This window comes from Microbacterium sp. (assembly GCF_047606385.1).
Lineage (GTDB): Bacteria > Actinomycetota > Actinomycetes > Actinomycetales > Microbacteriaceae > Microbacterium.
On sequence record NZ_JASGEL010000130.1, the window covers coordinates 1 to 13202 of the forward strand.

16 protein-coding genes are annotated in these 13202 nt (G+C 72.0%); 2 read left to right on the top strand and 14 right to left on the bottom strand.

The annotated features are described in order from the left end of the window. Positions 1-128 precede the first annotated feature (128 nt). From nadD to rplU, 10 genes are all read right to left on the bottom strand, one after another. Complete coding sequence (gene nadD / locus QM626_RS12915) at positions 129-725, bottom strand: nicotinate-nucleotide adenylyltransferase (protein ID WP_415077361.1); 597 nt, start codon at positions 723-725, stop codon at positions 129-131. Between the two features lie 5 nt (positions 726-730). Further along, the gene (locus QM626_RS12920; protein ID WP_415077362.1) at positions 731-952 is read right to left on the bottom strand and encodes a hypothetical protein; all 222 of its coding nucleotides are present in this window, start codon (positions 950-952) and stop codon (positions 731-733) included. Between the two features lie 45 nt (positions 953-997). Further along, positions 998-2257, bottom strand: coding sequence for a glutamate-5-semialdehyde dehydrogenase (locus tag QM626_RS12925; protein WP_415077363.1), 1260 nt, complete (start codon positions 2255-2257; stop codon positions 998-1000). A gap of 9 nt (positions 2258-2266) precedes the next feature. After that, positions 2267-2545, bottom strand: a complete 279-nt coding sequence (locus QM626_RS12930; RefSeq protein WP_415077364.1) for an SHOCT domain-containing protein — start codon at positions 2543-2545, stop codon at positions 2267-2269. A 129-nt stretch (positions 2546-2674) separates the two neighbouring features. Next, entirely contained in the window at positions 2675-3337 is a 663-nt protein-coding gene (locus QM626_RS12935; protein WP_415077365.1) for a response regulator, read from the bottom strand. After that, entirely contained in the window at positions 3334-4506 is a 1173-nt protein-coding gene (locus tag QM626_RS12940) for a histidine kinase (RefSeq protein WP_415077366.1), read from the bottom strand. Before QM626_RS12940 ends, QM626_RS12935 begins: the two co-directional genes overlap by 4 nt. A gap of 88 nt (positions 4507-4594) precedes the next feature. Beyond that, entirely contained in the window at positions 4595-5431 is an 837-nt protein-coding gene (proB, locus tag QM626_RS12945) for a glutamate 5-kinase (protein ID WP_415077367.1), read from the bottom strand. Next, positions 5428-6915: a GTPase ObgE gene (gene obgE, locus QM626_RS12950; RefSeq protein WP_415077368.1), complete on the bottom strand. Its 1488-nt coding sequence runs from the start codon at positions 6913-6915 to the stop codon at positions 5428-5430. Before obgE ends, proB begins: the two co-directional genes overlap by 4 nt. Positions 6916-6993: 78 nt before the next feature. Beyond that, positions 6994-7251 (bottom strand): 50S ribosomal protein L27, encoded by a 258-nt coding sequence (rpmA, locus tag QM626_RS12955; protein ID WP_415077369.1) that lies wholly within the window; start codon positions 7249-7251, stop codon positions 6994-6996. 20 nt (positions 7252-7271) lie between these two features. Next, complete coding sequence (gene rplU / locus QM626_RS12960; RefSeq protein ID WP_415077370.1) at positions 7272-7580, bottom strand: 50S ribosomal protein L21; 309 nt, start codon at positions 7578-7580, stop codon at positions 7272-7274. Positions 7581-7732: 152 nt separating this feature from the next. Between rplU and QM626_RS12965 the strand changes: the two genes are divergently transcribed. Continuing rightward, a complete protein-coding gene (locus tag QM626_RS12965; protein ID WP_415077371.1) occupies positions 7733-8026 on the top strand; it encodes a DUF4031 domain-containing protein in 294 nt (97 codons plus the stop codon). Here the strand turns inward: QM626_RS12965 and QM626_RS12970 are convergent. Continuing rightward, a complete protein-coding gene (locus tag QM626_RS12970; protein WP_415077459.1) occupies positions 8010-10193 on the bottom strand; it encodes an Rne/Rng family ribonuclease in 2184 nt (727 codons plus the stop codon). The two genes, QM626_RS12965 and QM626_RS12970, sit on opposite strands and share 17 nt — an antisense overlap. Before the next feature lie 238 nt (positions 10194-10431). On the opposite strand from QM626_RS12970, the gene QM626_RS12975 reads away from it, so the two are divergent. After that, positions 10432-11028 (top strand): vitamin K epoxide reductase family protein, encoded by a 597-nt coding sequence (locus QM626_RS12975; protein WP_415077372.1) that lies wholly within the window; start codon positions 10432-10434, stop codon positions 11026-11028. Between the two features lie 11 nt (positions 11029-11039). Here the strand turns inward: QM626_RS12975 and ndk are convergent, their stop codons facing one another. The 3 genes from ndk to QM626_RS12990 are packed head-to-tail and all read right to left on the bottom strand — an operon-like array spanning position 11040 to position 13202. Further along, positions 11040-11456, bottom strand: a complete 417-nt coding sequence (gene ndk, locus QM626_RS12980; RefSeq protein ID WP_415077373.1) for a nucleoside-diphosphate kinase — start codon at positions 11454-11456, stop codon at positions 11040-11042. A gap of 4 nt (positions 11457-11460) precedes the next feature. Continuing rightward, positions 11461-11862: a DUF4233 domain-containing protein gene (locus QM626_RS12985; protein WP_415077374.1), complete on the bottom strand. Its 402-nt coding sequence runs from the start codon at positions 11860-11862 to the stop codon at positions 11461-11463. Beyond that, complete coding sequence (locus QM626_RS12990; RefSeq protein WP_415077375.1) at positions 11859-13202, bottom strand: bifunctional folylpolyglutamate synthase/dihydrofolate synthase; 1344 nt, start codon at positions 13200-13202, stop codon at positions 11859-11861. The genes QM626_RS12985 and QM626_RS12990 overlap by 4 nt, the downstream gene beginning before the upstream one ends.

Below are 13202 nucleotides of genomic sequence, written 5' to 3' on the forward strand. Positions count from 1 at the left end.
GGCCGCGCGCGGCAGCGGCGCGGGCTCCGCCGGCGGGGGCGCGGCGGGGACCACCGGCGTCGCACCGGTGTTGCGGATCTCCCGCATCTGGCGCCGGGTCAGCGGCGGGGTGGGCTCTTCAGGGGTGCTCATGCCTTGCTCCGATAGAGGTCGTGCTTCGCAATGTACTGGACGACCCCGTCCGGTACGAGGTACCACACCGGCTTGCCGCGGCGAACGCGATCACGGCAGTCGGTGGACGAGATCGCCAGCGCGGGGATCTCCAGCAGGCTGACCTCGTCGCTGGGGAGGTCGGCCGCCGAGAGGGCGTGACCGGGGCGCGACACGGCGACGAAGTGCGCCATCCCCCAGAGCTCCTCGTGGTCACGCCAGCTGAGGATCTGCGCGACGGCGTCCGCTCCCGAGATGAAGAACAGCTCGGCGCCCGGGCGCTGCGCCTGCAGGTCTCGCAGCGTGTCGATCGTGTAGGTCGGCCCGGCTCGATCGATGTCCACCCGGCTGACGGTGAAATCCGGGTTGGCGGCGGTCGCGATGACGGTCATCAGGTAGCGATGCTCGCTGGGCGTGACCTTCGCCTTCTGCCACGGCTGACCGGTGGGCACGAACACGACCTCGTCGAGGTCGAAGGATGCCGCGACCTCGCTCGCCGCCACCAGATGGCCGTGGTGGATGGGATCGAACGTCCCACCCATCACCCCGATCCGCGGGGGTCGCTTCGCCGACATCGCCCTCAGTGGCCGTGCTCCGTAGGCTGCAGATCCTTCGCGTGCTTCTCGGCGTACGCGGCGGACTTGTGCGGGTGACGGTTGGCCACGTTGCGGTACGACAACGCCACGAGAGCCAGCGCGATGAAGGCCACGGCCGCGATGATCGGGAAGACGGCGGTCTCGAGCATCACGTTTCCGTGCGACTCGGTCTCCTCGGCGGCAACGGCCAGCAGCGTGGCGATCATGTCAGAAGGCTCCGTTCGGGTGGGTCGGTCGTGTCAGTCTATCGCTCAGGCCCGCACCTGACCGGCGCCCCGGACCAGCCACTTCTGGCTCGTGAGCTCGGGCAGGCCCATCGGGCCGCGGGCGTGGAGCTTCTGGGTCGAGATGCCCACCTCCGCGCCGAAGCCGAACTCGCCGCCATCGGTGAAGCGGGTGGAGGCGTTGGCCATCACGACCGCGGAGTCGACCTCGGCGAGGAAGCGCTCGGCGACCGCGTCGTCGTCGGTGATGATCGACTCGGTGTGATGGGTGGAGTAGGTGCGGATGTGCTCGAGCGCCGCGTCGACATCGTCGACCACCCGCATCGAGAGGTCGAGGCTGAGGTGCTCGGTGGCCCAGTCCGTCTCGTCTGCGGGCAGGATGCCGTCGGCCCGCGCAGCGGTCGCGGCGTCCCCGTGCACGGTGACGCCGGCATCCTGGAGCGCCGCCACGACGGGGCCCACGAGCCGGTCGGCCGCCCCGCTGTGCACGAGCACGGTCTCGACCGCGTTGCACACGCTGGGGCGCTGCACCTTGGCGTTGACGACGATGTCGCGGGCGCGGTCGAGCGGGGCCGTCTCGTCGAGGTAGATGTGCACGACCCCGGCTCCGGTCTCGATGACCGGCACGGTCGATTCGGTGACGACGCGCTCGATGAGCGCGGCGCTGCCGCGCGGCACGAGCACGTCGACGAGCCCGCGGGCATGCATGAGCTCGGCCGCGCCGTCGCGTCCGAAGGAGTCCAGCGTCTGAATCGCCTCGGGGTCGACGCCTTCGGCGGCGAGAGCGCCCCGCATCGCGGTCACCAGCGCCGCGTTCGTCTGCTCTGCCGCGGTGCCGCCGCGCAGCACGACCGCGTTGCCGCTGCGCAACGCGAGGGCGGCGATGTCGACGGTGACGTTGGGGCGCGCCTCGTAGATCGCGCCCACGACACCGAACGGCACCGCGACCTTCGTCAGCTCCAGCCCGTTGGGCAGCGTGCGCCGCTCGAGCTCCCGACCGACCGGGTCGGGAAGCTCGGCGACGTCGCGCACCGCGGCTGCGAGGCCGGCCACACGGGCCTCGTCGAGCCGGAGGCGGTCCTGCAATCCCTCGCTCAGGCCGTTCTCACGGCCCCGCCGCAGGTCCTCCGCGTTGGCGGCCACGATCTCGGCCGCCGCGGTCTCGATCGCGTCCGCCATCGCCCGCAGCACGGACGCCTTCTCGGCGTCGCCGAGCAGCCCGATCCGGCGAGAGGACTCCTTCGCCAGGAGCAGGCGCTCCGCAGCGGTCGCGGCGGTGAGGGTCATCCCTCCAGTCTACCGAGCGCGCAGCGTCTCGAGCCGAGCGCGGTACTCGGCCTCCTCGATCTCGCCCCGGGCGAAACGCTCGGCGAGGATCTGCTCGGCCGAGGCCCGACCAGCCCACGGCGGCCCGTACGTCGCGAACCGGCGGCGGCGGAACACGAGGCCGAAGATCAGCCCGAGCACGAGCAGGAACAGCAGCGGGAACACGATGAAGAACGGCCAGAACGGCGCGCCGGCCCAGACGCCCGCATGCGTCGCGACGGAGAGAGCGGTGACGGTGGTGGTGATCATGATGTGCATCCTTCGATCCGGCCGGCCGCCTTCCGGCCGGCACGATCCCAGCCTCGCCGTGGCCGCCCGGGCGCGAATCCCGCCGGCGACGTCTTCTCGGATGCTCCCGCGGGAGTAGCGGGGCCGGCCTCACTGCCATCCGGGGGAGACCAGGCCGGTCTCGTAGGCGACGACGACCAGGTGCACGCGGTCCCGCGCCTGCAGCTTCGCCATGATCCGGGACACGTGCGTCTTGGCGGTGAGCGGGCTCAGGAACAGCTCGCGCGCGATCTCGTCGTTGGTGAGACCGAGACCGACCAGCCGCAGCACCTCGCGTTCCCGAGCGGTGAGCGCGTCCAGCGCGGCGCCCGCGGGGACCTCGCGCGTCCCGCTCGCCACACGGGCGAGCAGACGCCGGGTCACGCCGGGCGACAGCAGCGCGTCACCGGCGTGGGCGGCGCGGACGGCGCGGACCAGATCGCGCGGCTCGGTGTCCTTGACGAGGAAGCCCGCGGCGCCCGCGCGCACCGCCCGGATAACGTACTCGTCCAGCTCGAAGGTCGTCACGATGACGACGTGGATGCCGGCCAGCGCAGGATCGGCGGCGATCTGCTCGGTCGCCCAGAGCCCGTCGCCGTCCGGCATCCGGATGTCCATCAGGACGACGTCGACGGGGGTGCGGCGGAGCGCGTCGAGCAGCGCGTGACCGCCGGCCGCCTCGACGACGACCTCGATGTCCGGCTCGGCGTCCAGCAGCGCCCGGAACCCGGCGCGCACGAGCAGCTGATCGTCGGCCAGCGCGACCCTGATCATGCCGTCGACCCCCATGGGAGGACCGCGACGATGCGCGCGCCGCCGGCCGCGGCGTCGCCGGTCTCGACCGTGCCCCCCAGCAGGGCGGCGCGCTCGCGCATGCCGCGGATGCCGCGGCGATCGGCGTCCTCCGGGCCGGTCCGGCCGAAGCCGACGCCGTCGTCCTCGATCGTCACGATCAGCGCGGGTCGTGCGCCCTCGACGCGATCGAGCGTGACCGTCACCCACGTGGCACGCGCGTGACGCAGCGTGTTGGTGAGCGCCTCCTGCACGATCCGGTAGACCGCCAGCTGCGTGGCCTGCGACGGACGTGCGCCGTCGAGGCGATCCGTCAGCACCGCTCGCAGCCCGGGTCCCGCCGTGCGCTCGACGAGCTGCGGCAGCTCATCGAGCCCGGACGACGGTGCGAGCGGCGCCTCGCCGTCACGAAGCACTCCGAGCACGCCCCGCACCTCGTCGAGCGCGAGCTTCGAGGCCTCCCTCACGTTCGCCAGCGCCGCCCTCGCCTGTTCCGGGTCGCGGTCGAACAGGTGCAGGCCGACGCCGGCCTGCACGCTGATCTGGGACAGCGCGTGACCCAGCACGTCGTGCAGCTCCCTCGCGATCCGCACCCGCTCCCGCTCCTCCGCGCTGACGCGATGGCGCATCGCCGCCTCCCGCGAGGCCAGCGCCCGTGCGCGGCGACCGCGGATGAATCCGCCGACCCCGAAGCACGCCACGAGCCCGAGAGTGGCCGCGACGACGACCGGCGGACGCCATTCCCGCCCGCCGAGCGAGGCGACGAGGATCGCGGTCGACCATCCGATGCCCACCGACACGGCCGCCCAGGCGGTCGCGCCGCGGGCCACCGCCGCGATGATCGCGAAGCCGAGCGCGACGTACGGCGGACCCGCCACCGGGACCGCCAGCACGTCCGTCAACGCGAATGCGCTGACCAGTGCGACGACCGGACCCGGCCAGCGCCGCCCGGCGAGCAGCGCGAGCGGACCGAGGACCGACAGCGCCAGGTGCAGCACCGCGATGGGGGTCGCGAGCCGTGCCGGGTTCGCCGTGTACCAGACGGACGCCGGCACCTGCACCAGCGCGCTGATGACCACGGGGGCGATCAGACGGGCGCGAGCGGACGGCCGCCGCCGGCGGGCGAACGCGCTCTCGTCGGCTTCCGGCATCCCCCGATGCTATTCCCGCCGCCCCGCCGCCCACATCAGCCCCTCGCAGGCGGCCGCCGTACTCCCCCGGGCGTAGTGCGCCCCCCGCTCAGTCGCGGCCGGCGACGGTGGGAACCGATCCGGTGAGCGGCGGGCGCACGGCATCCGGGTTCGGCTCGAACCAGGTGCCGACCTGCTGGCCGGCCAGCGCCGGGGTGACCAGGTCGATGCTCGTCACGAGCACGGCGATCCCGGACGCCGATGCGACCTTCGCGGCGGAGGCCTTCGTGGCCGCTCCTCCGGTGCCGACGCTGTTGACCACGACCGAGCCGAACTGGAAGCCGGAGAGGTCGTCGTCGTGGGCGACGCGATCGATGGGTCTCGCGCCGGGCTCGTCCGGCGGGCGGGTGTAGAGGCAGTCGATGTCGCTGAGGAGCACGAGCGCGTCGGCGCCGATGAGCCGGGCCACGAGCGCCGCGAGCCGGTCGTTGTCGCCGAAACGGATCTCATGGGTGGCGACGGTGTCGTTCTCGTTGACGATCGGGAGGATCCGCAGGCCCAGCAGTCGCTCCATGGCGCGGCGGGCGTTGGAGCGGGGCGTGGGGTCTTCGAGGTCGCCCGCGGTGAGCAGCACCTGCCCGGCGACGATCTCGAACGGGCGCAACGCCGCCTGGTAGCGGTAGACGAGCACGTTCTGACCCACCGCGGCGGCGGCCTGCTGGGTGGCCAGGTCGCTCGGACGCGTGTCGAGGTTCAGGAACGGCATCCCGGTGGCGATCGCGCCGGAGGAGACGAGCACGACCTCGGTGCCGCGCGCGTGCGCGGCGGCCAGCGCCCCGACGAGCGGCTGGATGTTGGCGGCGTTCTCGCCGCTGATCGAGGACGATCCGACCTTCACGACCACGCGCCTGGCGGTGGCCAGCTCGGCGCGCTCGCGCAGGGTCATTCGCCGTCTCCGGTCCGCTCGGCCTCGAGCTCGACGCGGGCCGCGGCCTTCGCGTCCATGCGCTCGTGGTACTGCTCGCGACGCTGGCTCGTGGTGCGGCGCGTGCTGTCGTCGAGGCGGGGGTCGGTGCCGCGGGGCGCGACCATGACCTCGGCGGCCGAGGTGAGCGAGGGCTGCCAGTCGAAGACGATGCCGTCGCCCTCGCCGATGACGACGGTGGCCCCGGCCGTGGCGCCGGCACGCACCAGCTCGTCCTCGACGCCCAGCTTGTTGAGCCGGTCGGCGAGGAAGCCGACCGCCTCGTCGTTCTGGAAGTCGGTCTGCGCCACCCAGCGCACCGGCTTCTCGCCCAGGATGCGGTAGACCGGGCCGTACGTGCCGCCCTCGACGCGTACGCGGAACTCCTGCTCCGCGCCGCGCGGACGGATGACGATGCGCTCCGGCGCGGGCGCGTTCGCGACGGCCACGCGGTGCTCCTCGACGAGGCCGGCCAGGGCGAAGCTGAGCTCACGCAGCCCGGCGCGGCTGACGGTGGAGATCTCGAACACGCGGTAGCCGCGTTCCTCGATCTCGCCGCGGACGAAGTCCGCCAGCTCGTGCGCCTCGGGCACGTCGACCTTGTTCAGCGCCACGACCTGCGGGCGTTCGAGCAGCGGCGTCTGACCGGCCGGCACCGGGTAGGCCGCCAGCTCGGCGAGGATGACGTCGAGGTCGCTGAGCGGGTCGCGCCCGGGCTCGAGCGTGGCGCAGTCGAGCACGTGCACGAGCGCGCTGCACCGCTCGACGTGACGCAGGAACTCGAGGCCGAGACCTCGTCCCTCGCTCGCGCCCTCGATGAGACCGGGCACGTCGGCGACGGTGTAGCGGATGTCGCCGGCCTGCACGACGCCGAGGTTGGGATGCAGGGTCGTGAAGGGGTAGTCCGCGATCTTCGGCCGCGCCGCCGACAGCGCCGCGATGAGGCTCGACTTGCCCGCCGACGGGAAGCCGACCAGAGCGACGTCGGCGACGGTCTTCAGCTCGAGGAGGACGTCCCCCTCCCAGCCCGGGGTGCCGAGCAGGGCGAAGCCGGGCGCCTTGCGCTTGGGCGACGCCAGCGCCGCGTTGCCGAGGCCGCCGCGGCCGCCGGGGGCCGCGATGAAACGCATCCCGGGCTCGACCATGTCGACCAGCACCGTGCCGTCGGCGTCCTTCACGACGGTGCCGACCGGCACCGGCAGCTCGAGAGACTCGCCCAGGGCGCCCGAACGGTTGTCGCCCATGCCGAAGCCGCCGTTTCCGGCGGAGCGATGCGGTGAGTGGTGATACGAGAGCAGGGTCGTGGTCTGCGGGTCGGCGACGAGCACGATGTCGCCGCCGTTGCCGCCGTTGCCGCCGTCGGGACCGGCGAGCGGCTTGAACTTCTCGCGGCGCACGGAGACGCAGCCGTTGCCGCCCTTGCCGGCGCGCAGGTGCAGGGTCACGCCGTCGACGAAGGTGACCATGGAGCCTGCTCTCTGTGAAAGAAGGCGAGGGGCGAGCCGAAGCCCGCCCCTCGCCGAAGAATCTGCGCGAACGCGGAGTTACTCCGCGGCCGCCACGATGTTGACGACCTTGCGGCCGCCCTTCGTGCCGAACTCGACGGCACCGGCGGACAGCGCGAACAGCGTGTCGTCGCCGCCACGGCCGACGTTCACGCCGGGGTGGAAGTGGGTGCCGCGCTGGCGGACGATGATCTCGCCGGCGTTGACGGTCTGGCCGCCGAAACGCTTGACGCCGAGGCGCTGCGCGTTCGAGTCACGGCCGTTGCGGGTGGAGCTTGCGCCCTTCTTGTGTGCCATCTGTTCCGTCCCCTCTGGCCTTACTTGATGCCGGTGATCTTGACGCGCGTGAGGTCCTGACGGTGACCCTGGCGCTTCTTGTAGCCGGTCTTGTTCTTGAACTTCTGGATCACGATCTTCGGACCGCGCTCCTCGCCGATCACCTCGGCGGTCACGGTCACCTTCGCGAGCTTGTCCGCGTCGGTCGTCACGGTCTCGCCGTCCACGTGCAGCACCGCGGGCAGCTCGATGGTGTCGCCCACCGACGCCGCCTGACGGTCGAGCACGACGATCGTGCCGACCTCGACCTTTTCCTGCCGGCCGCCGGCGCGCACAACTGCGTAGACCACTTCACACCTGTTTCGTCTGGGGAGCGCTCGGCTCCGATATCTGAAGACCCGGTGCGGATGTCTCGACGCACCAAAGGAATACTTTACCCGATGGATCACGCTCGGGCAAAAGCGCTCCGGGCCGTGTCGCGGACCGCTCCTAGGATGGCGCCGTGACCATCCTGATCGACGACCCGCGGTGGCCGGCGCACGACCGGCTGTGGGCGCACCTGATCAGCGACACCGACCTCGAAGAGCTGCACGCGTTCGCGCTGGCCAACGGCATCCCGCGTCGCGCGTTCGATCTCGACCACTACGACGTGCCCGCCCAGGCGCACGCCCGGCTCGTCGCCGCCGGGGCCACCCATGTCGACGGGCACACCCTCGTGCGCACGCTCATCGCGTCGGGGCTGCGCGTCACGGCGCGCCAACGCCGCGGGCGCGGACCGGCTACGACGGATCGGTGAGGTTGTCGACCGGGGTGCCGCTGAGCGCCGCGGTGGTGACCCGGCGACGCGAACGCCCCTGACCGGGCGCCTTCGGCTCGGGCAGGGCGCTCAGCACCGAGTCGAGCAGCAGCTCCTTCTCGGTCTTGGGCGCGGCGGCCTTCGGCGCGCTCTCCCGCTTCTTGCGCTGCTTGCGCGGCCGCTCCTCCGCCGCGACCTCGACCGGGGCGGCGTCCGGAACCGTCTCGGCCTCGTCATGGTGGATCGTGGACGCCGCGATCTGCGCGAGCGCCGACTTCACGCCCTCGGTGATCACATGCGTTCCGCCCGCCACGCCCGCGGCGGTCGGGGCGGTGCGCCCGCGTCGGCCGTTGCCGTTCGCCTGGCCGCCGCTCTGGGCCCCGGCGCGGTGCTTGACCACCGGATCGTGATGGACGATCACGCCACGGCCGGCGCAGATCTCGCACGGCTCGCTGAAGGTCTCCAGGAGCCCCAGACCGAGCTTCTTGCGGGTCATCTGCACGAGGCCGAGCGAGGTCACCTCGGCCACCTGGTGCTTCGTGCGGTCGCGGCTCAGGCACTCGACGAGTCGGCGCAGCACGAGGTCGCGGTTGGACTCCAGCACCATGTCGATGAAGTCGACGACGATGATGCCGCCGATGTCGCGCAGCCGCAGCTGGCGCACGATCTCCTCGGCCGCCTCGAGGTTGTTCTTGGTGACGGTCTCCTCGAGGTTCCCGCCGGAGCCGACGAACTTCCCCGTGTTCACGTCGACGACGGTCATCGCCTCGGTGCGGTCGATGACGAGCGACCCGCCGGAGGGCAGCCACACCTTGCGGTCCAGCGCCTTCTCGATCTGCTCGGTGACGCGGAACTCGTCGAACGGGTCGCGCTCGCCCTCGTAGCGCTCGACGCGCTCGAGGAGGTCGGGGGCGACGCCGGCGAGGTAGCTCTCGATCGTGTGCTGGGCCTCTTCGCCCTGGATGAGCATCTTGGTGAAGTCCTCGTTGAAGACGTCGCGGACGATCTTCACGAGGAGGTCCGGCTCGGAGTGCAGCAGCGCCGGGGCCTGCTGGGTCTCCACCAGCCGGCTGATGTGCTCCCACTGCGAGGTGAGGCGCTGCACGTCGTGTGTCAGCTGCTCCTCGGTGGCGCCCTCGGCGGCTGTCCGCACGATCACACCGCTGGAGGAGGGCAGCACCTCCTTGAGGATGCGCTTGAGGCGCGCCCGCTCGGTGTCGGGCAGCTTGCGCGAGATGCCGTTCATGGCCCCGCCGGGCACGTACACGAGGTAGCGGCCGGGCAGCGAGATCTGGCTCGTCAGGCGGGCGCCCTTGTGCCCCACCGGGTCCTTCGTGACCTGCACGAGCACGCGGTCGCCGGACTTCAACGCCAGCTCGATGCGGCGCGGCTGGTTGCCGGTCTCCACCCCATCCCAGTCGACCTCTCCGGAGTAGAGCACGGCGTTGCGGCCGCGGCCGATGTCGACGAACGCCGCCTCCATGCTGGGCAGCACGTTCTGGACCCGGCCGAGGTACACGTTCCCGATCAGCGACGCGTCCTGGTTGCGGGCGACGTAGTGCTCGACCAGCACGTGGTCCTCGATCACCGCGATCTGGATGCGGCCGTTCTTGGAGCGCACGACCATGACGCGGTCGACGGCCTCGCGCCGGGCGAGGAACTCGGCCTCGGTGACGACCGGCCGCCGGCGTCCGGCGTCGCGGCCGTCGCGGCGGCGCTGCTTCTTGGCCTCGAGCCGCGTGGAGCCCTTGATGCGCTGCGGCTCGGTGATGACCTCCACCGCGCGCTGCTTCGACTGCCTGGCCGTCTCGTTCTGCGTCCCGACGCCGTCGGCCGCGCGCTCGGCGGCGGTGCGACGGCGACGGCGACGCGCGGCGCTGGTCGACGGCTCGTCGGTCTCGTCCTCGGGCAGCGCGGGCAGGGCGACGACCTCGGGGGCATAGAAGTGCAGCGCCGTGCTGACGGCGGACACGAAGGTCTCGGGCAGCAGGCCGAGCGACACCGCCGTGGGGAGGGCGGGGACCTCAGGCTCGGCTGTCGGCTTCTCCTCGGCCGTCACGGACGGCGCATCCGCGCCCGAGTCGTCACCTGGATACTGTTCTGCGTCATCGGCGTTCACCGGCGTACTCCCGGCCGGAGACGGCACCGCGCGCCGTCCCGGCGAAATCTCGTGCGGCGCCGCACCAGCGGTGCCGCGAACTCACTCGGTCTGCAGCCGGCCTGTGGCACGGGCTGCGCGGGCGCTCATCGCCCGAAAGTCTGCGTCGATGCCCACGCGGCGCGGCCGCGGGTGGCATCGACGTCCATTATCGCATCCCTGTCGCGAATGTGCGTATGCGGGGGCGTCGGCGCGTTTCTCCCGGTGCGTCAGGCTCCGATCGGGCGCGTGTGGAAGGATCCGAGGCATGTCCGATGCACCGCTGACCCGCCCGCCGATCGCTCTGGCGAGCCTGCTCGTCGTCGGGGGGCTGCTCGGCCTCCTGGCAGCGTTCTCGCTCACGATGGACGAGATCCTGCTGCTGAAGGATCCCGATGCGGGCCTCACCTGCAACGTCAACACGTATCTCCAGTGCGGCGCGAACATCCAGTCGCCCCAGGGCAGCGTGTTCGGCTTCCCCAACCCGCTGCTGGGGCTGATGTGCTTCCCCGCCCCCGTCGCGGTCGGTGTCGCGCTGCTGGCCCGGGCCCGCTTCTCGGCGTGGTTCTGGTGGCTGTTCGATGCGGGGATGACCTTCGCGATCGTGTTCGTGTTCTGGCTGGCCTTCCAAAGCATCTTCGTGATCGGCACGCTGTGCCCCTGGTGCGCGCTGGTGTATCTGGTCGTGGTGCCGATGTGGACGGCGGTGACCGTCCGCAATCTCGGTGCCGGCCTGGCCGGCGCCACGCTGCAGCGCGTCGGGCAGGCGCTCGCCTGGTGGGTGCCGCTGATCAGCCTCGGCGGTCTGCTCGTGATCTTCGGGGCGGCGCAGGCGCACCTCGACATCCTCGGCTCGCTGTTCTGAGGCCCCGCCGCTCAGCCGAACCAGATGCCGAGCTCGCGGGCGGCCGACTCCGGGCTGTCGCTGCCGTGCACGAGGTTCTGCTGCACCTTCACGCCCCAGTCGCGGCCGAGATCGCCGCGGATCGTCCCCGGCGCCGCCGTCGTCGGATCGGTGGTCCCCGCCAGGGAGCGGAAGCCCTCGATCACGCGGTGCCCGGACAGGCGGACGGCGACCGAGGGGCCGGAGAGCATGAACTCCAGCAGCGGCTCGTAGAACGGCTTGCCCTCGTGCTCGGCGTAGTGCTCGGCGAGGCGATCGCGATCCGGCTGCACCAGGCGCAGGTCCACGATCGCGTACCCCTTCGCCTCGATGCGGGCGAGGATCACGCCGGTCAGCCCCCGCGCGACGCCGTCCGGCTTGACCAGGACGAGGGTTTCTTCAGCGGCCATGGTGTCAGTCTCCGTTCACATCGGCGGCCTGTGCCGCCAGCAGGGCGTTGCGGCGGTCCAGCTGCGCCCCCTTGATGGTCGCATACGCCCACATGCCGCCGAAAATGAGGACGACGATCAGGATCGCCGGCACCAGGAGGGCGGCGGCGAGCACGACGACCTGGAGCGCCCAGCCGAGCACGATGCCCCATCTGCGCCGCAGGGTGCCGGTCGCCGCGACCATCACGACCGCGACGAGACTGCCGCCGACGATCCCCCACCACGACTCCACACCGGCGGGCAGCGCCTTGAGGCCGAAGATCACGAGGCCCGCGAGGAACACGATGACGGCCTCGAACCCCAGCACCACCTGGCCGAGCGACTCCTGCGCGCCGCGGACGCGGCGCACGCGCGGTTCGCGGCTCATGCGCTCCTCCAGTCCTCGGCTGCGGCGAGCGTGAGCGCCTCGCCGGCCAGCACGACGGATCCGACGATGACGACGGCGCGACGATCGGATGCCGAGGCCCATTCCCGCGCGGCCTCCGCGGCGTCCGCGAGGTCCCGATGCACGGTCACGGGGATCTCGGCCCGCTCCGCGAGGTCGGCGACGGCGTCGGCGTCCCGCGCACGTTCCGAGTCCGGCGCGGTGGCGAACACCGTCGTCGCGACCGGGGCGAGCTCGGCGACGATGCCCGCGGCGTCCTTGTCCGACAGCACGCCGAGCACGACCCCCCATTCGTCGAAGTCGAACGCCTCGGTCAGAGCCGCCGTCAGCGCGTGCGCGCCGTGCGGGTTGTGGGCGGCGTCCACGAGCACCGTCGGGTTCGTGCCGATCAGCTGCAGGCGTCCGGGCGAGGTCACCTGTCCGAAGCCCTCGGTCACGAGGTCGGGTGAGAGCCGCTCCCCCTCATGGCCGATGAGCGACTCGACCGCCGCCAGCGCGAGTGCGGCGTTGCGGCCCTGATGCGCACCGTAGATCGGCAGGTACTGCTCCTCGTACCGGCCGCCGAGGCCACGGATGTCCAGCAGCTGGCCGCCGACGGCGAGCCGCTGCCCGTCGAGTCCGAACTCCCGCCCCTCGACGGCGAGCGTCGCGCCCGCCGCGTCGGCGGCGCGGGCGATGGCCTCCGCCGCCGACGGCTCCTGCGCGGCCGAGACGACGGCGGCGCCCGACTTGATGATCCCGGCCTTGACGGTCGCGATCTCGGCGATCGTGTCGCCGAGGCGGTCGGCGTGGTCCATGCCCACCGGGGCGATCACGGCCACGTCGCCGTCGGCGGTGTTGGTGGAGTCCCATGCGCCGCCCATGCCGACCTCGACCACGGCGACGTCGATCGGCGCATCGGCGAACGCGACGAAGGCGAGAACGGTGAGCAGCTCGAAGAAGGTGAGGGGCGCGTCCCCCGCCGCCGTCAGCTCGGCGTCGACGAGGTGGACGAATGGCTCGATCTCGTCCCACGCCTCGGCGACCGCGGCGTCCTGGATCGGCTCGCCGTCGATCACGATGCGCTCGGTGAAGCGCTCCAGGTGCGGGCTCGTGAACAGGCCGGTGCGCAGGCCGTGGGCACGCAGCAGGCTCTCGATCATGCGGCTCGTCGAGGTCTTGCCGTTCGTGCCCGTGACGTGCACGACCCGGTAGGTGCGCTGCGGATCGTCGAGCAGCTCCAGCACCCGCCGGGTGCGCTCGACGCGGGGTTGCACCCACTGCTCGCCCTGCCGTGTCAGCAGCGACGCGTAGACGGCGTCCGCCCTGCTCCGGTCGCTCAT